Origin of the sequence: Actinomadura parmotrematis (assembly GCF_019458805.1) — a bacterium.
In the GTDB taxonomy this organism is placed as follows: Bacteria; Actinomycetota; Actinomycetes; order Streptosporangiales; family Streptosporangiaceae; genus Spirillospora; species Spirillospora parmotrematis.
The window spans coordinates 207,876-229,046 of sequence record NZ_JAIBOA010000001.1 but is presented as its reverse complement, the minus strand read 5'-3'; the positions used below and the strand labels follow the sequence as shown (position 1 = coordinate 229,046).

Here is a 21,171-nt window from a genome sequence, read left to right as displayed (position 1 = left end):
TCTTCCTGGGGAACGGCCCGAGCGCCCCTCCGGGGCCGGAGGGGCGCTCGGGCGGGGGCGTCAGGAGTGGTCGTTGGCTTCTACGGCGGCTTCGAGGGGTTGTTCGGCGGCCGGGGCGGCCGGGGTGTGGGACGTCTCCTGGGGGCTGCCGTGCAGGGGCTCCTCCTTGAGGAACCAGGCGCCGACGAAGGCCAGGACCATGAACGGGGTGGCGTAGAGGAACACGTCGGTGAGGGCGCCGGCGAAGGCCGACAGGACGCCGTCGCGGATCTGCGCCGGGAGCCGGTCGATGATCTCGCGGGAGATGGAGGAGGTGGACGGCATCCGGACGCCCGCCGGGACGACGTCGCGCAGCTCGGCGGCGAGGCGGTTGTTGAAGATGGCGCCGAACACCGCGACGCCGAACGAGGCGCCGACCTGGCGGGAGAACGTCACCGTGGAGGTCGCGCTGCCGAGGTCCTTGCGGTCGACGGTGTTCTGCACCGCGAGCACGACGGTCTGCATGACCAGGCCGAGGCCCGCGCCGAGCACCACCATGTAGGCGCTGGAGGCGAGGCGCGAGGTGTGCACGTCCATCGAGGCGAGCAGGCCCATGCCGCCGGTCGCGATCGCGGTACCGATGATCGGGAACAGCTTGTAGCGGCCGGTGGCGCTGGTGATGCGGCCCGCGGTGATGCTGGTGGCGAGCATCCCGACCATCAGGGGCAGCACGAGGAAGCCCGAGTTGGTGGCGCTCGCGCCCGACACGATCTGCAGGAACAGCGGCAGGAACGCCATGCAGCCGAACATCCCGAACCCGACGAGGAAGCTGATGCCGCTCGCGACGCCGAAGGTGCGGCGGCGGAACAGCCGCAGCGGGATGATCGGCTCGGCGGCGCGGGTCTCGGCGACCGCGAACAGCGCGATCAGCAGGACGCCGCCGGCGCCGAGGCCGATGATGACCGGGGAGTCCCAGTCGTACTGGGTGCCGCCCCAGCTCGTGAACAGGGTGACGCAGGCGACGCCGGCGGCGATGAGCGCCGCGCCGAGGTAGTCGATCCGCGGGTGCCCGCCGGGCCGGTGCAGCTTCAGCCCGAACACCGCGACGGCGAGCGCGGCGAGGCCGATCGGCAGGTTGATGTAGAAGATCCAGCGCCAGGTGAGGTGGTCGGAGAAGAAGCCGCCGACGAGCGGCCCGGCGACGGAGGCGAGCGCGAAGACCGCGCCGAACACGCCCTGGTAGCGGCCCCGGTCGCGGAGCGGCACCACGTCGGCAATGATCGACATGGCGGACAGCATCAGCCCGCCGCCGCCGAGGCCCTGCACCGCGCGGAACAGGATGAGCTGCGTCATCGACTGGGCCATGCCGCAGAGCACGGACCCGATGATGAACACCACGATCACGAACACGAACACCGGCTTGCGCCCGTACTGGTCGCCGAGCTTGCCGTAGAGCGGCATCGCCACGGTGGACGCCAGCAGGTAGGCGGTCACCACCCAGGAGATGTGCTCCAGGCCGTTCAGGTCGCGGACGATGGTCGGCAGCGCCGTCGAGACGATCATCTGGTCGAGCGCGGCGAGCAGCATGCCGAGCATGAGCCCGCCCAGGATGATCCTGGTCTGGCGCTTGCCGAACTGCGGCGTTTCCGGGGGATTCACGGAGCTCCATTCTGCTGGTGCGAGACCCCTGAAATCTGTATGGCACATACAAGAGGCGGACGTACCGTACATCTGCAGAGTGCAGCTATCAACCGGAATTCAGCAACCGGGACGAACGGCGCAAATATCTACAATTGTCGTTAAAGCCGACGGGAGACTTTCCTGCCCGCGCCGCTAGTGGCGCTCGGGCGCCTCGCCGCGCTCGCGCAGCGTGGCGCGGAGCTCGGCGAGCTGGCGGGCGGCCAGCTCCCGCTCGGAGCCCTGGATGCCCATCGCGCCGACGGACGTGCCGTCGGCGAGGTCGAGCGTCGGCCACGGGTCGCCGGCGTTCATCTGCGCGTCCAGCACCTCGGCCCAGGCGAACCGGCGGGTGCGGAAGGCGTTCACGACGGTGAGGCCGGTCTCCGCCGCGACCACGCGGCAGCGCGCCAGCATGTGCAGGATCCAGGCGACGAACAGCCCGAACAGCACCATCAGCACCCGGTCGAACAGCTGGAACTGGGGCGCCACCACGACGGCGAGCACGATCATGCCGAGCACGATCACGCCCGCCGTCGCGTAGGCCACGAGCCGGGTGACGCGCGGGCGCCACACGGCCGGCAGGGCGGGTGCGTCAGTCAACGATCTTGGCGATCGGGATCTCGAGGATGTCGTGCGCGCCGGCCTGCTTCAGCGCCGGGATGAGCGTGTTGACGCCGCGCTTGGCGACCACGCTCTCCACCGCGCTGGACGCGCCGCCGGCGAGGGCGGTCACGGTCGGCGAGGCCATCGCCGGCATGATCTCCAGGACGGCCGGCAGGTCCTCCTGCGCGACGTTCAGCTTCAGCAGGACGTTGCCGCGCGCGCGGATCGCGCCCTGCAGCAGCAGCGCGACGTCCTCCATCGCGGCCCGCTTCGCCGGGTCCTCGTAGGCCGCGCGGTTGGCGACGAGCTCGGTGTAGCTGGTCAGCAGCGTGTCGAGGATGCGCAGGCCGTTCTTGCGGAGCGAGGAGCCGGTCTCGGTGAGGTCGACGATCGCGTCCACGATGTCGGGGACCTTGGCCTCGGTGGCGCCGTAGGACGGGACGACCCGCGCCTTCACGCCGTGCCGCTCCAGGAACCGCTCGGTCATCGCCGGGAACTCGGTGGAGATCCGCACGCCCTCGGGCAGGTCGGACACCTGCTGCCAGGGGGCGTCCTGCGGCACCGCCATGATGACGCGGACCGGGTTGGAGGTCGCCTTGGAGTACTGCAGCTCGCCGAGGCTGACGACGTCGGCGTCGGTCTCGGTGATCCAGTCGCGGCCGGTGATGCCGAGGTCGAACAGCCCCTGCTCCAGGTAGGTCGGGATCTCCTGGGGGCGCAGGACGCGGACGCGGTCGATGCGCGGGTCGTCGATGGAGGCGCGGTAGTCGCGGTCCGAGGTGCGCCGGACGGTGAGGTCGGCGGCGTCGAACAGCGCCAGCGTCGCCTTCTCCAGGGACCCCTTGGGCAGCACGAGAGAGAGCACGGAAGAACCTTTCGGGAAGGGAAGACTGTCGGGTCGGTCCGGGACGAGCGTCAGGAGCCCAGATGCTCCGCGCCGTGCCCGGCGTGCCCGTGATGCCGCAGCCCTCGCAGGGTCAGTGCCGTGTCGAGTGCGGCCACCGTCGCCTCCCACCCCTTGTCCTCCGAGCTGCCGGGCAGCCCGCTGCGGTCCAGTGCCTGCTCAATGGTGTCACATGTGAGGACCCCGTTGCCCACCGGAGTCGATTCGTCCAGGGCGACGCGCGTCACGCCGGCGGTCACCGCGTCGCACACGTAGTCGAAATGGGCGGTCTCACCCCGGATGACCGCGCCGAGGACGACGACGGCGTCCAGCTCGCGGGCGAGCTGCTGCGCGACGACGGGCAGCTCCAGCGCGCCCGCGACGCGCGCCACGACGGGCTCGTCGACGCCGCACGCCTTGGCGGCGGCGAGCGCGCGCTCCAGCAGCGGGCCGGTGATGCCGTCGTGCCAGCGGGTGCAGACGATGCCGAGGCCGAGGCCGGCGGCATCGACGGCGGTGTCCTCCGGGCGTCCCGCGCCGCTCATCTACAGCCCCTCGATCAGGTGTCCGAGACGGTCCCGCTTGACCGTCAGGTAGCGCCGGTTGTGCTCGGTGAGCAGCGTCGGCACGGCCTCGCGGCCGAGGACCGCGAGCCCGAAGCCGGCGAGGCCCGCGAGCTTGGCCGGGTTGTTGGTGAGCACCCGGATCGAGCGGACGCCGAGGTCGAGCAGCATGTGCGCGGCGAGCGAGTACTCGCGCGCGTCGACCGGCAGGCCCTGCTCCAGGTTCGCGTCCACCGTATCGGCGCCCCGGTCCTGGAGCGCGTAGGCGCGCAGCTTGCCGACCAGCCCGATGCCGCGGCCCTCGTGGCCGCGCAGGTAGACGATGACGCCGCGGCCGCCCGCCGCGATCCGCTCCATGGCGGCGTCGAGCTGGGTGCCGCAGTCGCAGCGCTCGGAGTGCAGCACGTCGCCGGTGAGGCACTCGGAGTGCACCCGCACCGGGACGTCCTCGCCGTCGCCGAGGTCGCCGTAGACGAGCGCGACGTGCTCGCCGCCGTCCATGCTCGCGAACCCGACGGCGCGCCACGTCCCGAACCGGTTGGGGATGCGGGTCTCCACCTCGCGGGTGACGAGGCGCTCGGTGCGCTTGCGGTACTCCACCAGCTGCTCGATGGAGATCAGCTTGAGGCCGTGCTCCTTGGCGAACACCTGCAGCTCGGGCAGCCGGGCCATGGTGCCGTCGTCGTTGACGACCTCGGCGAGGACGCCGGCGGGCGCGAGCCCGGCGAGGCGGGCGAGGTCCACCGCGGCCTCGGTGTGGCCGCGGCGGACGAGGACGCCGCCCTCGCGGTAGCGCAGCGGGAAGATGTGGCCGGGCCGCACCAGCTCGGCGGGCAGCGACGCCGGGTCGGCGAGGGTCAGGATCGTGGCGGCGCGGTCGGCCGCGGAGATGCCGGTGGACACGCCCTGCGCCGCGTCCACGCTGACGGTGTAGGCGGTGCGCAGCCGCTCGCCGTTCTGCGCGGTCATCAGCGGGATCTGCAGGCGGTCGAGGTCGGCGCCCTCCATCGGGACGCAGATGACGCCGCTCGTGTGGCGGACCGTGAAGGCCAGCAGCTCGGGGGTCGCGGCCGAGGCGGCGAAGATGATGTCGCCCTCGTTCTCGCGGTCCTCGTCGTCGACGACCACGACGGGCCGGCCCGCCGCGATGTCGGCGAGCGCGTCCTCCACCGGGTCGAAGATGCCGCCGGCCGTTCCGCCGTCCGCCGTGCCGTCCATGGTCGCTCCGTTCACCGTGTCGTCGCCGCCGCTCATGCGGTCACCGCCCTACTCGGAGTGTCGTGGGTGTTGCGGTCGCGGGACTCGCGCAGCCAGTTGCGGAAGCCCACCATGACCATGACGAAGAAGATCCCGTAGACCGCCGCCGAGACGTACAGCCCCGACTTCAGCGCGAGCGGGACGCCGACCAGGTCCACCAGCACCCAGATGATCCAGAAGTCGACCAGGGCGCGGCTCTGCGCGAACGTCGCGGCCGCGCTGCCGACGAAGATGTAGGCGTTCGCCCACGGCGACCAGGCGATCTTCAGCCAGTCCAGGTGCAGGAAGAGCTGGGCGACGAGGACGGTGCCGGCGGCGAGCGCCACGAGCAGCACGATCCGCTCGCGGGCGGTGGCCTGCCGGACCGCGATGCCGCTCTCCTCGCGCCGCCCGCGCGTCCAGGCGATCCAGCCGTAGACGGCGAGGACGCAGAACAGCACCTGCTTCAGGCCGTTGCCGGGGGCGTGGGCGTGCAGCGAGGCGGCGAACAGCAGCGCCGCGCCGGCGAGCTGCACCGGCCACGTCCACAGCGTCTTGTACATGGCGAGCACGACGACGGCCAGCGACAGGACGTTGCCGACGAGGTCGGTCCACAGGATGTGCTCGCCGAAGAGCGTGAAGCTCGCGTTCAGCCAGCTCATGCCCGCTCCTCCCGGATCCGGTCGCCGAGCATCCGCTCGACGTACTTGGCGACGACGTCGACCTCCAGGTTCACCGGGTCGCCCGGCTGCTTGCGGCCGAGCGTGGTGAGCTCCAGCGTGGTCGGGATGAGCGAGACGCTGAACCGGTCGGCGTCCGCGCGGACCACGGTGAGGCTGATGCCGTCGACGGTGATCGAGCCCTTGTCGACCACGTAGCGGGCGAGGTGCGGGGGGAGGCCGATGGTGACCACGTCCCACTTCTCGCCGGGCTCGCGGGAGACGATCGCGCCGACGCCGTCGACGTGGCCCTGCACGAGGTGCCCGCCGAGGCGGTCCGCGAGCCGGACGGGGCGCTCCAGGTTGACCCGGGAGCCGGGGACGAGGGCGCCGAGGCTGGACCGGTCGAGGGTCTCGCGCATCACGTCGGCGGTGAAGGCGCCGTCCTTGTGCTCCACCACGGTGAGGCAGACGCCGTTGACCGCGATGGACGCGCCGTGCACGGCGTCCTCGGTGACCAGCGGACCGCGGACGGTCAGGCGGGCCGAGTCGGCCAGCGACTCGACGGCCTCGATCTCGCCGAGCTCCTCGACGATGCCGGTGAACATCTCTCCCGGGCCTCCTGCATCTAAGGGCGAGGCTCCGGGGGTGTGTTCACGGGTGCGGACGGACGCCGCAGGCGGACGCCATGCCAGGGCATGGGCGTCCCGCGCGCTGCCTCCCATCCGGACTTTCACCGTCGGTCCCGGAATTCCACCGGATCAACCGGCCGATGGATCCGGCCGGGTCGCGGACTGTCACCGCCGGTTCGGAATTGCACCGACCCCGGAGCACGCGTTGCACTACTTGGCAACCAGTGTGCCACGTCCGGCATTCCCGGGGCCGTGTGAGAATCGCCACGGCCACAGTCGGCCAACCAAGCGCTCGCTCGGTTACCGCGGAGTGCGAACGTCCGGCGGCCGTCGCGGTGCGGCCGCCTACTCGGCCCAGCCGGCGGCGTCGGTGGCCCGCTGGGCCTGGGCGCGGAGGCGGCGGACGGCCTCGGCCGGGTCGTCGGCGTTGTAGACGGCGCTGCCCGCCACGAACACGTCGGCGCCGGCCTCGGCGCAGCGCTCGATCGTCTCGGCGCTGACGCCGCCGTCGACCTGGAGCCAGACCGGCAGGTCGCGGCCCCGGATCAGCTCGCGGGCGCGCCGCACCTTCGGCAGCACGACGTCGAGGAACTTCTGCCCGCCGAACCCCGGCTCGACCGTCATGAGCAGCAGCATGTCGATCTCGCCGAGCAGGTCGGCGAAGCCCTCGACCGGCGTCGCCGGGTTGACGCCGAGCCCGGCGCGCGCACCGGCGGACCGGATCGCGCGCAGCGTCCGGATCGGCGCCCCGGCGGCCTCGGCGTGGATGGTGACGCTGCCCGCGCCGGCCTCGGCGTACTGCGGCGCCCACCGGTCCGGGTCCTCGATCATCAGGTGGCAGTCCAGCGGGATCGCGCTGGTCTTCAGCAGCGCCTGGACGACCGGCAGGCCGAGGGTGAGGTTGGGCACGAAGTGGTTGTCCATCACGTCGACGTGCACCCAGTCGGCGTCGCTCGCGATGCGTGCGACGTCGGCGCCCAGGTCGGCGAAGTCGGCGGACAGGATGCTGGGTGAGATCTGCGGAGCCATGAGGTCCGATCCTACGGGCGGGCCCCGGCCCGGACCTCACCCGGCCGGGTGATCGCGGGGGTGGGGCGGCCGGCGAGGCGCAGCGCGACGAACGCCTCGGGCGCTCCGGCCACCGCCCAGAGGCCGAGCAGCGCCTGCACGACGTACGCGGCCACCGCGTGCGACCCGAAGAACAGCCCGACGGTGTAGATCACCAGCAGCCCGGCGGCGCCGGCGGGGACGCGCGCCGCGCGCCGCCACGGCTCCCCCGCCGCGCTCACCCCGCCGCGGTGCGCGACGAGCGACAGGCCCGCGAGCACGCCGAGCAGCAGGCCCGCCGCGCCCGCCCCGGCGGCGAGGTCCACCGGCTGCGCGCTCCCGCCCGCCGCGGTGATCGCCCGGACCCAGGCCGCCGGCCAGCGCCAGCCGCCGAGGGCGCTGAACGCCGCCCAGGCCAGGCCGAGCGCCGCCAGCGACACCGCCGCCGACAGCGCGAGCTGCACCGGCAGCGGGCGGCTCCGCCACCACGGCACCGCCATCGGCTCCAGGCCGAGGGCGGCGGTGAGCAGCACCGCGCCGACGGCCCAGCCCGCCAGCACCTGTCCCACCGAGTGCACGTGCAGGTAGATCCGCGACAGGCCGATCAGCACCGCGACCGCGGCGGCCGCCGCCCAGAGCAGCCGGCGGCGCGTCCGGCTCGCCGCGAACCCCCAGGCCACCACGGCGTTCTGGGCGTGCCCCGACGGCATCCCGAACGAGTCGTAGGCCGCGCCCGGCGCGAGCGACGGATCGGTCCAGAACGGGCGCGGCGCGTGGAACAGCAGCTTCAGCACGCCGTTCACGGCGGAGCTGGCGGCGAGCAGCACCGCCGCGCGCGCCGCCGACCGGGGGTCCAGGCACCAGTAGACGACCACCAGCACGGGCACGTAGAACGCCGCGCTGCCGATGAACGACATGGCGTGCATGAAGCCGGTGAGCACGGGTCTCCCTCGGATGCGTTCGGGCGGCCGGGTGACCCCCGACGCTAGGGGGCCACGCCTGGCCAACGTCCGAGTGACACGTAAAGTATCCCGGCCCCGCCCGCCTCGGTCGCGCCTCAGTCGCGGCGGAGCAGCGCCAGGAACATCGCGTCGGTGCCGTGCCGGTGCGGCCAGAGCTGCGCGAACTCGCCGTCGCCGGCCCCGGTGAGGCCGGGCGCGACCGCGCGGAGCGCCGCCGGGGCGTCCAGCCGCGCCACGTCCGTGCGGCCCCGCAGCGCGTCGTCGACGACGCGCGTCTCGGCCAGGTGCGGCGAGCAGGTGACGTAGGCGAGCACCCCGCCGGGGCGCAGCGCCTCCAGCGCCGAGGCGAGCAGCGCCCGCTGCAGCGGGCCGAGCTCGGCGACCGCCTCCGGGCCGCGCCGCCAGCGCGCCTCGGGCCGCCGCCGCAGCGCGCCCAGCCCGGTGCACGGCGCGTCCAGCATGATGCGGTCGAAGGTGCCGGGCCGCCACGGCGGGACGGTGCCGTCGGCCGCGACCACGCCGGTCCGGGCGTCCACCGCGCGCCGCACGAGGCCCGCGCGGTGCGGCTGCACGTCGGCGGCGAGCAGCCGGGCGCCGCGCCCGGCCGCGAGCGCCGACAGCAGCCCTGCCTTGCCGCCGGGACCGGCGCACACGTCGAGCCAGCGCTCGTCCCGGCCGTCCAGCGGGGCGGCGGCGAGCGCCGCCGCGACGAGCTGGCTGCCCTCGTCCTGGACGGCGGCGCGGCCGTCGCGGACGGCCGGGATCGCACCCGGGTCGCCCTCGTCCAGCAGCGCGCCGTAGGGCGACAGGGGCGCGGGCTCGGCGCCCGCCTCCAGCAGCTCGGCGACGGTGGCGCGGCCCGGCCGGGCGACGAGCGTGACGCGCGGCCGGGCGTTGTCGGCGGCGAGCAGGTCGGCGATCTCGCCGCGGTCGGGGCCGAGCGCGTCGCGCAGCGCCGACACGATCCACTTGGGGTGGCTGTAGGCCACCGACAGCCGGGTCGTGGCGTCGGCGCCCTCGGGCGCGACGATCGCCAGCCAGCCGTCCAGGTCGCGGGTGGTGACCTTGCGGAGCACCGCGTTGGCGAACTTGGACTGGCCGGGCCCGGCGACCGAGCGGGCGAGGTCGACGGCCGTGCCGACGGCGGCGTGCGGCGGGATGCGGGTGGCGAGCACCTGGTGCGCGCCGAGCCGCAGCACGTCCAGCAGCGGGCCGTCGATGCGGCGCAGCTCGCGGTCGCTGCAGAGCGCCAGGATCGCGTCGTAGGTGCCGCGGCCGCGCAGCGTGCCGTAGGTGAGCTCGGTGGCGAGCGCGGCGTCGCGGCCGGTGAGGCCGCGGTCGCGCAGCCGCGCGGGCAGCAGCAGGTTGGCGTAGGCGTCGCGGGTCTCCACGGCGCGGATCACGTCGAAGGCGGTGCGGCGGACCAGGTCCTGCGGGCGGCCGGTGCTGCGCGGCCCGCCGGGGCGGCGGTTGTCGTCGCGGCGGGGATGGCGGTTGCGGGCGGGCGGCATCAGGCGAGCACCTCCCCGGCGCCGAGGTCCAGGCCGCGCGCCCAGTCGGCGGCGGCCATCGGCTTCTTGCCCTGCGGCTGCACGTCGCCGAGCGCGACCGGCGCGGACGCGGTGCCGACGAGGACCCGCCTCCGCTCGGGGCGCAGCTCGCCGGGCGCGAGCCGCGGCTCCTCGGGCGCCGGGCGGACCGGGCCGAGCTTCAGCCGCGCGTCGCGGAACGTCGTCCACGCGCCGGGCGCGGGCGTGCAGGCCCGCACCAGGCGGTCGACGCGCTGCGCGGGCGCCGTCCAGTCCACCCGCGCGTCCTCGACGCTGATCTTGGGGGCGAGGGAGACGCCCTCGGCGGGCTGCGGCCGGGCCTCCAGCACGCCCGCCTCGATCCCGTCCATGGTGTCCACCAGCAGCCGGGCGCCCGCGACCGACAGGCGCTCCAGCAGGTCGCCGGAGGTGTCGGACGGCAGGATCGGCTCGGTCAGCACCCCGTACACCGGCCCGGTGTCGAGACCCTCCTCGATCTGGAACGTGGCGGCGCCGGTCATGTCGTCGCCGTGCAGGACGGCGTGCTGGACGGGCGCCGCGCCCCGCCAGGCGGGCAGCAGCGAGAAGTGCAGGTTCACCCAGCCGTGCGCGGGGACGTCGAGCGCGGCGCGCGGCAGCAGCGCCCCGTAGGCGACGACGGGGCAGCAGTCCGGCGCGATCTCGGCGAGCCGCTCCAGGAACTCGGGGTCGCGGGCCTTGGCGGGCTTCAGCACCTCGATGCCCGCCTCGGCCGCGATCTCGGCGACGGGGCTCGCGACGAGCCGCCGCCCGCGCCCGGCGGGCGCGTCGGGCCGGGTGACGACCGCCACCACCTCGTGCGACGACGCCAGCAGCGCCCGCAGCGGCGGCACTGCGGCTTCGGGAGTACCTGCAAAGACGAGCCTCACTCAGATCGCCTTCCCGAAGGTGCGGTGCGGCGACGCCTTCACCTGGGGCGCCGGGTCGCCGAACCACTCGGCCTCGCGGACGGCCTTCATCGCGGCCTTGCGCTGCTCGGGGTCCATCCGGTCGATGAAGAGGATCCCGTCCAGGTGGTCGGTCTCGTGCTGCACGCAGCGGGCCAGCAGGTGCGTGCCCTCCAGCGTGATCGGCTCGCCGTGCATGTTGAAGCCCTTGGCGACGACGCCGACCGACCGCGGCGTCGGGAACGCCAGGCCCGGCAGCGACAGGCACCCCTCGTCGCCGGTCTCCTGCTCCTCGGTGAGGTCCAGGGTCGGGTTCACCACGTGCCCGAGGACGTCGTCGACGTAGTAGGTGAACACCCGCAGGCCGACGCCGAGCTGCGGCGCGGCGAGGCCGGCGCCCGGGGCGTCCACCATCGTGTCGGTGAGGTCCTTGACCAGGTTCCGCAGCTCCTTGTCGAAGTCCGTCACCGGCTCGGCGGGCGTGCGGAGGACGGGGTCGCCGAACAGGCGGATGGGCTTGACGGCCAACAGGGGCTCCGATCGGGGTGCGGCGGGCGCGGGTGTACCAGTCTACGAACCGCCGGCGGGCCCCTGGGCCGAACGGGCCTTGTAGGCGGCGGTGCGGGCGGCCTTGGCGATCTCGCGGTCGGGGTGGTGGGCGCCGAGCGCGTCCAGCACCTCCGTGGTGCCCGGGTGGTCGGCCCGCCAGATGTCGCTCACCATCGCGGCCGGGTCGGCGTCCGCGGGGACGCCGGCGAGCGCCGCGCGGACCGCCGCGTCCGGCTCGGCGGTCTCCAGCATCCCGGCCAGGGTGTCGACGAACACCCACAGGTACTCGTCGCGCGACAGCGCGAAGCCGTCGTGGCCGTGCGCGGTGAGCCAGAGCGCCGCGTAGGGGCGGCAGAGCGGCTCGCCCGCGGCGGCCCGCACCACCGGCGCGGCCTCGTCGCCGATGCGGCCGAGGACCCCGGCGGCCAGGTTGCGGGCGCCGGGCCCGCCGCTCCGCATGACCTCCAGCAGGTCGGCGGCGGCGTCCTTGGCGGCGTGCCGGGCCAGCCAGCCGTCGATCTCCTCGCCGGCGGTGTCCGCGCGGTGCCAGGCCAGGCCCGCGACCAGGTCGGCGGCCGAGGCGCCCGCCAGCTCCCCGACGAGCGGCGCGGCGAACCCGTCGGCGCGCAGCAGCTCGCGGACGCCCCACACCCCGAGCGGGGTGAGCTCCAGGCCGTCCCCGGCGCCCTCCCGCACGACGCCCCAGGCGAGCAGGTCGGCGATCTCCAGCCGCAGCGCGTCCCGGACGGCGCCCTCCAGCGCGCGGGCGTCGGACACCTCGTAGCCGTCGCCGATGTGCTCCAGCAGCGCGTCGCCGAGCTCGGCGGCGGGCGCCGGCGCGTCCTGCTCGTACAGGTGGATGAGGACGCCGGTCAGCTCGTTCTGCACCAGCTCCACGGCGTCCAGGCCGTCGTCGGCGGCGTGCTCGGGGACGGCGGCGGCGTCGAACAGCCGCAGCCAGACGTGCAGCACGTCGGCGTCCGCGCCGCCGTCCAGGTCGGCGAGGGCGCCGCCGGGGCGGGCCCGCCGGCCGGTGACGGCGATCACGTCGGCCTCCACCGCCGCCCACCAGAGCCGGTCGATCTCCGGCAGGTCGGCCTGCTCGGCCGGGTCCCCCTCGGCGCGGGGCGTGGCGATGCCGAGGTCGGCGGCGGCCGCGGCGGCGTCCGCGCCGGTCAGCTCGTCGTACTCGGTGACCGCCCGCTCCCCCGTCCAGGCGGCGAGCGCGCGGGCCTGCGCGGTCAGGCCGGACGCGCGGGCGGCGGCGGCGAGCTCGGCCTCGGGCGCCAGCCGGACGGGCGGCACCGCGAGCTGCTCGACCTGCCGCAGGTAGGCGTCGGTGCGCTCGAACCGCTCCTGCTCGGGCAGCGCGTCGAAGGCGGCGAGCCAGCGCTCGGCGGCGGCCGGGTCGGCGGGGTCGACGCCGTCGTCGCGCATCAGCCCGGTCAGCACCTCGGCGGCGGCGCGCCGCTCGGTGCTGTCGGCGGCCTCGACGGCGGCGGCGAACTCCGGCTCCAGCCGGCCGAGCTCGGCGGTGAGGGCGGCGCCGTCGGCGACGCCGCGCTCGGCGAGGAAGGCGATGAGGTGCCGCACGGTGGCCACGATCGCGGGGACCTCGTCGGCGTCGGCGACGACGGCGGCGGGGAAGACCTCCAGCAGCAGCCCGCGCAGCGCGCCCGCGTCCAGGTCCTCGGGGCCGCGCAGGCCGAGCTCCTCGTCGGCGAGCTCCAGCAGGAGGCGCACGCCCTGCGCGTCGGCGGTGTCGTCGTCGCGTCCGTCCGCCCACTGCCCGAAGCCGGCGGCGGTGCTGTCTACCCAAGTGTTGGCCACTGGGCAGAGCCTAGCCGTCAGATCAGTTCCAGGGGATCGATCTGCACCCGGACGGCCTCGGCGGCCTTGCGGGCGCTGCGCACGCCCTGCGCCGCCCGCAGGGCCTGCGCGAGGTCCCCGGCGGCCGGGCGCGGCACCCGGACGAGGGCCCGCTCGCGCGCCTCCTCGGGCGCGCCGACCGGGACCGGGCCGAGCACCTCGGCGCCCGCGGGCAGCCGGGCGTCCTCCAGCAGCTCGCGGATCGCCGCCGGCGACGCCGTCAGCGACGCCATCCGCGCGGCGGGCGGGAACCCGACCTCGCGCCGCTCGGCGAGCTCGCGCTCGGCGTAGGTGACGGGATCCCAGCGGACGAGGGCCTGCACGGCGGGCAGCGCGGCGTCGGCGCCGACGACGACGGCCCCGCCGGGCCGCACCAGCGCGGCGGCGTTCATCCAGCGGCGCAGCGTCTCCTCGCCCGCCCGCAGGTCGGCGCGGCCGAGCAGCACCCAGCCGTCGAGCAGCAGCGCGGCGGTGTAGCCGCCGTCGGCGACCGGCTCGGCGCCCGGCGTGGACACCACCAGGGCCCGCCCGGCGGCGATCCGGTCCAGGACGCCGTCGCGGCCGGACGTGCGGACCGCGACGCCGGGGAACGCCCGGCCGAGCTCCTCGGCGGTGCGGCGCGCGCCCACGACGACGGCCCGGAGGTGGAAGTGGCCGCACTCGGGGCAGTGCCAGTCGCCGGCGATCCGCCCGCACCAGCGGCAGTAGGGCGCCGCGTGCGCCGATCGCAGCGCGAGCGGCCCCTGGCAGGCGCCGCAGCGCGCCGGGGTGCGGCAGCGCCCGCAGGCCAGGCCCGGCAGGTAGCCGCGGCGCGGCACCTGCACGAGGACGGGCCCTTCGGCGAGCGCCCGGCGCGCCGTCTCGAACGCCAGGCCGGGCAGCCGGGCGGCCTGCGCGGCGGCGTCCCGGGCGAGCTGGGCGTCGTCGCCGGTCGGCCGGACGCGCGGCATGCGGTCGCGGACGGTGAGCCGGCCCGCGGCCAGCGCGTGCGCCCAGCCGGTCTCGACGAGCTGGGTGGCGTCGGTGGTGCGGGTGAACCCGCCGAACAGCGCGGCGGCGCCCGTGCGGTGCGCGCGGAGCGCCAGCACCTCGCGCGGGTGCGGGTAGGGGGCGTGCGGCTCGGCGTGGACGTCGTCGCCGTCGTCCCACAGCACCACCAGCCCGAGGCCCGCCACCGGCGCGAACATCGCGGCGCGGGTGCCGACGGCGGCGCGCACGGTGCCGCGCCGCACCGCGAGCCAGCTCCGGTACCGCTCGGACGGCCCGGCCTCGGCGGTCAGCGCGACGTGGCGCCCCGGGCCGAGCTCGGCGGCGAGGGCGGCGTCCAGGCGGGCGACGTCGCGGCCGTCGGCGACCACGACGAGCGCGCCGCGCCCGGCGGCGAGGGCGACCGCGACGGCCCGCGCGACCGCGGCCGTGCGGTCCTCCATGCCGGGCAGCGCCGTCCACACCGCCCGCGGCGCGCGGCCCGCGCCGAGCGCGGCGAGGAACGACGGCCCGGCCGGGTAGTCCGCCCAGGGGCCGGGGCCGCCGGGCGCGAGCGGACCCTGCGGCGGCGCGGGCGGCTCCTCGGCCTCGACCCGGGCGTGCCGGGGCGGCACGGCGAGCCGGACGACGTCGGCGAACGTCCCGGCGTACCGGTCGGCGACCTCCCGCACCAGCGCGGCGATCTCCGGCGCGAGGACGGGCTCGGGCGAGGTGACGCGCTCCAGGTAGGCCAGGCGGCCGGTGTGCGCGCTCTCGGCGGCGCGCTCCAGCAGGAACCCGTCGACGAGCTGCCCGGCGAAGCGGACCCGGACGCGGCAGCCCGGCACGGCGGAGGCGTCCAGCGTGTCGGGGACGAGGTAGTCGAAGGGCCGGTCCAGGTGCGGCAGCGGGATGTCGACGGCGACCCGCGCCACCGGGAGTTCGCCCGCCGGCCGCTTGGCCCCCTTCTTCTTCGCGCCCGCCGCGCTCCCGCCGGGCGGTAGGCTTCGCCCGGTCCGGGCCCCCCTCCCCGCGGGCACCCGCGGGATCTCGCCCAGGCCCGGGATCAGCTCCGCTCCCCCGCCGTCGTTCGTCACGTCCCCGTCCTACCAGATCAGGGACGGGCCGGCGCCCGCGCGGGCGGTGCGCGAAATTGCTTCCCGCGGAGGTTCAGTGGATCATTTCCCGATGTCCTCCGCGTCCGTTCCGTCCCCCGAGCGCATGCAGGCACCGTGACGACCGCGCAGACCCCGCCCTCCGAAGGCGACACGATCGATACGCCACCGCCCGCGCGGCCCGGCCCGCTCGCCGCCGCCGCGCGGTTCGCCCGCCGGTCGCCGCTGCTGCGGCCGCTGACGCGGCCCCCCATCCTCGCCGCCACGCTGCTGTCGGCGGCGCTGCACGCCGTCTGGGCGCTGTTCCTGGCCCGCGACGGCGGCGACCTCGCCGCCCAGTCGGCCTGGACCTACTTCGTCGGGCGGCACCCCGGCGCCGCCTACAACCTGTCCTGGTACGGCGGCGTGCACCCGGCGTCCTACAGCGTCCTGTCGCCCTACGTGATGTCGTGGTTCGGCATCCGTACCGTCGCGGTGATCGCGGGCACGCTGTCGGCGACGATGCTGGCGCGGCTGCTCGTCCACCTGCGGGTGCCGGCGCTGATGCCCGCCGCCCTGTGGGGCGCGCTCGCGACCTGGTGCAACGCCGCGTCCGGCCGCGTCACCTTCGGGCTCGGCCTGGTGTTCGCGCTCGCGGCCGTGCAGATGGCGTTCACCGTCCGGGGCACCCCGCCGCTCCGCGCGGCCGGCATGTTCGGCCTCAGCCTCCTCGCGACGCTCGCCAGCCCCGTCGCGGGCCTGTTCATCATGGTCGTCGCGGCCGCGCTGTTCCTCACCGGGCGGCGCCGCGCCGGCCTGATGCTGGCGCTCGCGCCGCCGCTCGTCGTCGGCGTCACCACGGTGCTGTTCCCCTTCACCGGCGTGCAGCCGATCGGGTTCGCCACCGTCGTCCTGCCCGCGATCACCAGCGTGGTCGCGGTGCTGCTCTGCGCGCCCCGCGAGTGGACGGTGGTGCGCGTCGGCGCCGGCGTCTACCTGCTCGGCATCGCGCTGACCTGGCTGGTCCCGAGCCCGATCGGCAGCAACGTCGAGCGGCTGTCGCTGCTGTTCGGCGGCGTGGTGCTGCTCACCGCCGTCGCCCGCACCCACCACCTCGCCAAGCTCGGCGTGCTCTGCGCCGCGTTCATCGTCACCGGCGCGTGGATGGTCGTGAAGCCCGTCGACGACGTGATCCACACCCGGCCCGCGAACGTCACCGCCGCCAACTCCGGCGGCCTGAAGGCCGAGCTGGACCGGCTCGGCGCGCGCCGCACCCGCATCGAGGTCGTCCCCCTGCGCTCGCACTGGGAGTCCGCCGGCCTCACCCGCCACTACATCCTGGCCCGCGGCTGGAACCGGCAGGTGGACGCCGAGCGGCACGCCCTGTTCTACGAGGACGGCGCCCTCACGCCCGCCTCCTACCACGCCTGGCTGCGCAAGTGGTCCGTCGGGTTCGTGGTGCTGCCCGAGCAGGAGGTCGAGAAGGCCGGCAAGGACGAGGCCGCGCTCATCGAGCGGGGCCAGCCCTACCTGCGGCCGGTCTGGTCCGACGACTACTGGCGCCTCTACCGCGTCGCCGACCCGGTGCCGCTGGTCGCCCTGCCGTCCACCGTCGCGCGCGTGGACGCCGCCGAGCTCGCCGTGGACGTCCCCGCCGCCGGCGTGACGACGCTGCGGATCGCCTGGTCGCCGTGGCTGAACGTGCGCGGCGGCGGGACCGCCGGCCACGGCTGCCTGGAGCGCGACGGCGACTTCGTCCGGCTGCACGCCCCCGGCCCCGGCCGCTACACCGTCAGCGCCCGCTACGGCGCGCCCCGCGGCACGCCCTGCCCGCCCGCCCGCTGACGCCGGGACGCGAGAGGCCCCGGGGACGCCGTCCCCGGGGCCTCTCGCACGTGCGGCTCTTGCGGGCGGCGCCTACAGGCCGGCGGCCTGCGCGAGGGTGGTCGCGCGGTCGGTGGACTCCCAGGAGAAGTCCGGCTCCGGGCGGCCGAAGTGGCCGTAGGCGGCGGTCTGGGAGTAGATCGGGCGGAGCAGGTCCAGGTCCCGGACGATCGCGGCCGGGCGCAGGTCGAACACCTGGAGCACGGCGGCCTGGATCTTGTCGACGGGCAGCTTCTCGGTGCCGAAGGTCTCCACGAACACGCCCACCGGGTGCGCCTTGCCGATCGCGTAGGCGACCTGCACCTCGGCGCGGTCGGCGAGGCCGGCCGCGACGATGTTCTTGGCGACCCAGCGCATCGCGTAGGCGGCCGAGCGGTCCACCTTGGACGGGTCCTTGCCGGAGAAGGCGCCGCCGCCGTGGCGGGCCATGCCGCCGTAGGTGTCCACGATGATCTTGCGGCCGGTGAGGCCGGCGTCGCCCATCGGGCCGCCGATCTCGAAGCGGCCCGTCGGGTTCACCAGCAGCCGGTAGCCGTCGGTGTCGAGGTCGAACTCGGCGAGCACCGGGTCGACGACGTGCTCCTTGACGTCGGGGGCGAGCAGCTCCAGCAGGTCGATGTCGGGCGCGTGCTGCGACGACACCACGACGGTGTCCAGCCGGACCGCCTTCGCGCCGTCGTACTCGATGGTGACCTGGGTCTTGCCGTCGGGCCGCAGGTAGGGCACGGTGCCGCTCTTGCGGACCGCCGACAGCCGGTGCGACAGCTTGTGCGCGAGCAGGATCGGCAGCGGCATGAGCTCGGGCGTCTCGTTGGTGGCGTACCCGAACATCAGGCCCTGGTCGCCGGCGCCCTGGCGGTCCAGGTCGTCGCCCTGCTTGTCGCGGTCGTCGCCGTCGCGGGTCTCGTAGGCGTCGTCGACGCCCTGCGCGATGTCGGGCGACTGCGCGCCGATCGACACCGACACGCCGCAGGAGTTGCCGTCGAAGCCCTTCTTCGACGAGTCGTAGCCGATCTCCAGGATCTTCTCCCGGATGACGCCGGGGATGTCCACGTAGGTCTCGGTGGTGACCTCGCCGGCCACGTGCACCTGACCGGTGGTGATCATGGTTTCGACGGCGACCCGGCTGCGCGGGTCGTCCTTGAGCATCGCGTCGAGGATGGCGTCGCTGATCTGGTCAGCGATCTTGTCCGGGTGTCCCTCGGTGACCGATTCCGAGGTGAACAGGCGGCGAGACACGTGCGTGAACTCCTTGCAGCGGCTGCTGACTGACGTCGCAGAGCGGATGGGTTATTCGGCGTGGCGGGAACCGCCGGCTCCCGCCGGGCCCGCGCCGGGTTTCCGGCGGAGTCTATCGGGATAGCCCGCGCCGATCGCCAGACGCGCAGGTCACGGTACTCCGGTCGGGCGCCCGGGGCACGGCCGCCCGGATCAGGGGGCGGCGGGGCCGCGGGCGCCCTCGGGACAGGACCCGCCGGGCGGGGCGAGGCGGGCGGCGACCAGGTCCCAGACGACGTCGGCGAGCGCCTCCTTGGCGCCGCGCGGCACCTCGGTCGGCGCCGCGCCGTCGGCGGCGAGGATCACGGCCTCGTTGTCGGGGCGGCCGAAGGTGAGGTCGGCCCCGACCCGGTTCACGACCAGCAGGTCGCAGCCCTTGCGGGCGAGCTTGGCGCGCCCGTTGGCGAGCACGTCGTCGGTCTCGGCGGCGAAGCCGACGACGACCTGCCCGCCGCGCGGGCGGGCGGCGAGCTCGGCCAGGATGTCGGGGTTCTGCACCAGCGCGATCGGCGCGGGCCCGGCCCCCGGCTCCTTCTTGATCTTGGAGTTCCGGTAGCCGGCCGGCCGGAAGTCGGCGACGGCGGCGGCCATGACCACCGCGTCGGCGGCGCCGCCGGGGCCTTGGGCCGCCTCCAGGACGGCCTTGCGCATGTCCTCGGCGGACTCGACCGCGACGACGCCGATCCCGGCCGGGTCGGGCAGGGCGACGTTGGCGGCGACGAGGGTGACGCGGGCGCCGCGGGCGGCGGCGGTGCGGGCGAGGGCGTAGCCCTGCAGCCCCGACGAGCGGTTGCCGAGGAAGCGGACGGGGTCGAGCGCCTCGCGGGTGCCGCCCGCCGACACGACGACGCGGCGGCCGGCGAGGTCGCGCGGCAGGTCGCCGCGGGCGAGGACGCGGCGGGCGACCTCGAACAGCTCGGCCGGGTCGGGCAGCCGGCCCTTGCCGGTGTCGGCGCCGGTGAGGCGGCCGGACGCGGGCTCGACGACGAGCGCGCCGCGCGCCCGCAGCGTCGCGACGTTGGCCCGCGTCGCCGGGTGCTCCCACATCTCGGTGTGCATCGCCGGTGCGAACACCACGGGGCAGCGCGCGGTGAGCAGGGTGTTGGTGAGCAGGTCGTCGGCGAGGCCGGCGGCGGCCTTCGCGAGGGTGTTGGCGGTCGCGGGCGCCACGAGCACCAGGTCGGCGTCCTGGCCGAGCCGGACGTGCGGGACCTCGGCGACGTCCTCGAACACCGCGGTGCGCACGGGGTGGCCGGACAGGGCGGCCCAGGTGGGCTCGCCGACGAAGCGCAGGGCCTCGGCCGTCGGCACGACGCGCACGTCGTGGCCGGACTCGGTGAGGCGCCGCAGCAGCTCGCACGCCTTGTAGGCGGCGATGCCCCCGCTGACGCCGAGGACGACGCGGGGCCCGGTGGTGCCGGTGCTGGTGCTCATGGGGTGCTGACGAGGATCGCCTTCCCGGGGCTGCCCGGAGGCGCGGCCCCCGGGCGACCGGCGGGTCAGCCCTCGACGGGCTCGGCGTGCAGGAGGCCCTCGCGCGTCTCGCGGAGCGCGATGGACAGCGGCTTCTCCTGGACCTGGGTCTCGACCAGCGGGCCGACGTACTCCAGCAGGCCCTCGCCGAGCTGCGCGTAGTAGGCGTTGATCTGCCGGGCGCGCTTGGCGGCGATGCTCACGAGGCCGTACTTGGTGTCGACGACCTCCAGCAGCTCGTCGATCGACGGGTTGGTGATGCCCTCATTGCTGGTGGCTGCCACGCGGTGGCCTTCCCCTAGGCGTTACTGGCGAACAGCCATCAAGGCTACCAGCTCGCCGCACACGTCCTGGACGGACGTGTTGACGAGGGTGACGTCGAACTCCTTCTCGGCCGCGAGCTCGACGCGGGCGGCGGCGAGGCGCCGCTCGATCACCTCGGGCGGCTCGGTACCGCGCCCGGTGAGCCGGCGGACCAGCTCGTCCCAGGACGGCGGCGCGAGGAACACCAGCCGCGCCTCGGGCATGGTGTCGCGGATCTGGCGGGCGCCCTGCAGGTCGATCTCCAGCAGGACCGGCTCGCCGCGGTCGAGCCTCTCTTGGACGGGCCGTCGCGGGGTCCCGTAGCGGTTCCCCGCGAACTCGGCCCATTCCAGGAGCTGGCCCTCATCGACGAGCCGGTCGAAACCGGCGTCGTCGACGAAGAAGTACTGCACACCGTCTTTCTCTCCCGGCCGGGGGGACCGGGTGGTCACCGAGACCGACAGCCACACCTCGGGGTGGGCGAGCCGGATCTCGGCGACGACCGTGCTCTTGCCGACGCCTGACGGGCCGGAGAGAACCGTCAGCCGCCGGGCAAGGGGATGGTGCTGGTGGAGCTCGGTGGAGCCGCCCGGTGCAGTCATGGGTGCGCCGGAACTGAACGGGATGGAGCCGGGGCCGGGCAGCGCCGGGCCGGCCGCGACGGTCTCACCGTGGCGCCCGTTCGCGGGTCGGGGGCTAGCGATTTGCACCGCCGCCGAACTCGCGCTCCAGGGAGGCGCGCTGGTTAGCGCCGAGGCCCCGCACGCGGCGGGACTCGGCGATGCCGAGGCGCTCCATGATCTGCTTCGCACGGACCTTGCCCACACCGGGCAGGGACTCGAGGAGGGCCGACACCTTCATCTTGCCGATGACGTCGTCGGCCTGACCCTCCTTGAGGACCTCGGCGAGCGAGGTCCCCCCGTGCTTGAGCCGGTTCTTAACCTCGGCACGCTCCTTGCGGGCCTTGGCAGCCTTCTCCAGGGCTGCGGCGCGCTGTTCGGGGGTTAGGGGCGGAAGAGCCACGCCGGGTCACCTCAGGTTTCCACTCGACGGAGT

Annotated in this window: 20 protein-coding genes and 1 riboswitch; of the genes, 1 reads left to right on the top strand and 19 read right to left on the bottom strand. The window is 75.1% G+C overall.

The genetic code is table 11. The features are described from left to right. Nucleotides 1-60: 60 nt before the first annotated feature. The 14 genes from K1Y72_RS01070 to K1Y72_RS01005 form a co-directional block, all read right to left on the bottom strand. Complete coding sequence (locus K1Y72_RS01070; protein ID WP_308286830.1) at nucleotides 61-1,638, bottom strand: MDR family MFS transporter; 1,578 nt, start codon at nucleotides 1,636-1,638, stop codon at nucleotides 61-63. A gap of 174 nt (nucleotides 1,639-1,812) precedes the next feature. Continuing rightward, entirely contained in the window at nucleotides 1,813-2,259 is a 447-nt protein-coding gene (locus tag K1Y72_RS01065) for a PH domain-containing protein (RefSeq protein ID WP_258571734.1), read from the bottom strand. Beyond that, nucleotides 2,252-3,127, bottom strand: coding sequence for an ATP phosphoribosyltransferase (hisG, locus tag K1Y72_RS01060; RefSeq protein WP_220162302.1), 876 nt, complete (start codon nucleotides 3,125-3,127; stop codon nucleotides 2,252-2,254). Before hisG ends, K1Y72_RS01065 begins: the two co-directional genes overlap by 8 nt. Nucleotides 3,128-3,177: 50 nt before the next feature. After that, nucleotides 3,178-3,690, bottom strand: a complete 513-nt coding sequence (gene ribH, locus K1Y72_RS01055) for a 6,7-dimethyl-8-ribityllumazine synthase (RefSeq protein ID WP_220162301.1) — start codon at nucleotides 3,688-3,690, stop codon at nucleotides 3,178-3,180. Beyond that, nucleotides 3,691-4,926, bottom strand: coding sequence for a bifunctional 3,4-dihydroxy-2-butanone-4-phosphate synthase/GTP cyclohydrolase II (locus K1Y72_RS01050; protein ID WP_258571793.1), 1,236 nt, complete (start codon nucleotides 4,924-4,926; stop codon nucleotides 3,691-3,693). Between the two features lie 32 nt (nucleotides 4,927-4,958). Further along, nucleotides 4,959-5,606: a nicotinamide mononucleotide transporter family protein gene (locus tag K1Y72_RS01045; RefSeq protein ID WP_220162299.1), complete on the bottom strand. Its 648-nt coding sequence runs from the start codon at nucleotides 5,604-5,606 to the stop codon at nucleotides 4,959-4,961. Continuing rightward, nucleotides 5,603-6,211, bottom strand: a complete 609-nt coding sequence (locus K1Y72_RS01040; RefSeq protein ID WP_220162297.1) for a riboflavin synthase — start codon at nucleotides 6,209-6,211, stop codon at nucleotides 5,603-5,605. Before K1Y72_RS01040 ends, K1Y72_RS01045 begins: the two co-directional genes overlap by 4 nt. 99 nt (nucleotides 6,212-6,310) lie before the next feature. Continuing rightward, nucleotides 6,311-6,441: riboswitch (FMN riboswitch) on the bottom strand. A gap of 139 nt (nucleotides 6,442-6,580) precedes the next feature. Beyond that, nucleotides 6,581-7,264, bottom strand: a complete 684-nt coding sequence (gene rpe / locus K1Y72_RS01035) for a ribulose-phosphate 3-epimerase (protein WP_220162295.1) — start codon at nucleotides 7,262-7,264, stop codon at nucleotides 6,581-6,583. An 11-nt stretch (nucleotides 7,265-7,275) separates the two neighbouring features. Continuing rightward, nucleotides 7,276-8,223 (bottom strand): phosphatase PAP2 family protein, encoded by a 948-nt coding sequence (locus tag K1Y72_RS01030; protein WP_220162293.1) that lies wholly within the window; start codon nucleotides 8,221-8,223, stop codon nucleotides 7,276-7,278. Between the two features lie 116 nt (nucleotides 8,224-8,339). Further along, complete coding sequence (locus K1Y72_RS01025) at nucleotides 8,340-9,755, bottom strand: RsmB/NOP family class I SAM-dependent RNA methyltransferase (RefSeq protein WP_220162291.1); 1,416 nt, start codon at nucleotides 9,753-9,755, stop codon at nucleotides 8,340-8,342. Beyond that, complete coding sequence (gene fmt / locus K1Y72_RS01020) at nucleotides 9,755-10,681, bottom strand: methionyl-tRNA formyltransferase (protein WP_220162289.1); 927 nt, start codon at nucleotides 10,679-10,681, stop codon at nucleotides 9,755-9,757. Before fmt ends, K1Y72_RS01025 begins: the two co-directional genes overlap by 1 nt. Beyond that, nucleotides 10,682-11,227, bottom strand: coding sequence for a peptide deformylase (gene def / locus K1Y72_RS01015; protein ID WP_220162287.1), 546 nt, complete (start codon nucleotides 11,225-11,227; stop codon nucleotides 10,682-10,684). A gap of 42 nt (nucleotides 11,228-11,269) precedes the next feature. Next, nucleotides 11,270-13,078 (bottom strand): hypothetical protein, encoded by a 1,809-nt coding sequence (locus K1Y72_RS01010; RefSeq protein ID WP_220162285.1) that lies wholly within the window; start codon nucleotides 13,076-13,078, stop codon nucleotides 11,270-11,272. Between the two features lie 17 nt (nucleotides 13,079-13,095). After that, complete coding sequence (locus K1Y72_RS01005) at nucleotides 13,096-15,180, bottom strand: primosomal protein N' (RefSeq protein ID WP_220162283.1); 2,085 nt, start codon at nucleotides 15,178-15,180, stop codon at nucleotides 13,096-13,098. Between the two features lie 135 nt (nucleotides 15,181-15,315). Between K1Y72_RS01005 and K1Y72_RS01000 the strand changes: the two genes are divergently transcribed. Continuing rightward, nucleotides 15,316-17,022 (top strand): DUF8823 domain-containing protein, encoded by a 1,707-nt coding sequence (locus K1Y72_RS01000; RefSeq protein ID WP_308286829.1) that lies wholly within the window; start codon nucleotides 15,316-15,318, stop codon nucleotides 17,020-17,022. A gap of 72 nt (nucleotides 17,023-17,094) precedes the next feature. On the opposite strand, the gene metK is transcribed toward K1Y72_RS01000, so the two are convergent. The 5 genes from metK to mihF form a co-directional block, all read right to left on the bottom strand. Further along, a complete protein-coding gene (gene metK, locus K1Y72_RS00995) occupies nucleotides 17,095-18,300 on the bottom strand; it encodes a methionine adenosyltransferase (protein WP_220162281.1) in 1,206 nt (401 codons plus the stop codon). Nucleotides 18,301-18,492: 192 nt separating this feature from the next. Then, entirely contained in the window at nucleotides 18,493-19,773 is a 1,281-nt protein-coding gene (gene coaBC, locus K1Y72_RS00990; protein WP_220162279.1) for a bifunctional phosphopantothenoylcysteine decarboxylase/phosphopantothenate--cysteine ligase CoaBC, read from the bottom strand. 65 nt (nucleotides 19,774-19,838) lie between these two features. Further along, complete coding sequence (gene rpoZ / locus K1Y72_RS00985; RefSeq protein ID WP_220162277.1) at nucleotides 19,839-20,096, bottom strand: DNA-directed RNA polymerase subunit omega; 258 nt, start codon at nucleotides 20,094-20,096, stop codon at nucleotides 19,839-19,841. A 21-nt stretch (nucleotides 20,097-20,117) separates the two neighbouring features. Further along, nucleotides 20,118-20,717: a guanylate kinase gene (gene gmk / locus K1Y72_RS00980; RefSeq protein ID WP_220162275.1), complete on the bottom strand. Its 600-nt coding sequence runs from the start codon at nucleotides 20,715-20,717 to the stop codon at nucleotides 20,118-20,120. Between the two features lie 94 nt (nucleotides 20,718-20,811). Next, nucleotides 20,812-21,138, bottom strand: a complete 327-nt coding sequence (gene mihF / locus K1Y72_RS00975; RefSeq protein WP_220162274.1) for an integration host factor, actinobacterial type — start codon at nucleotides 21,136-21,138, stop codon at nucleotides 20,812-20,814. Between the last annotated feature and the right edge of the window lie 33 nt (nucleotides 21,139-21,171).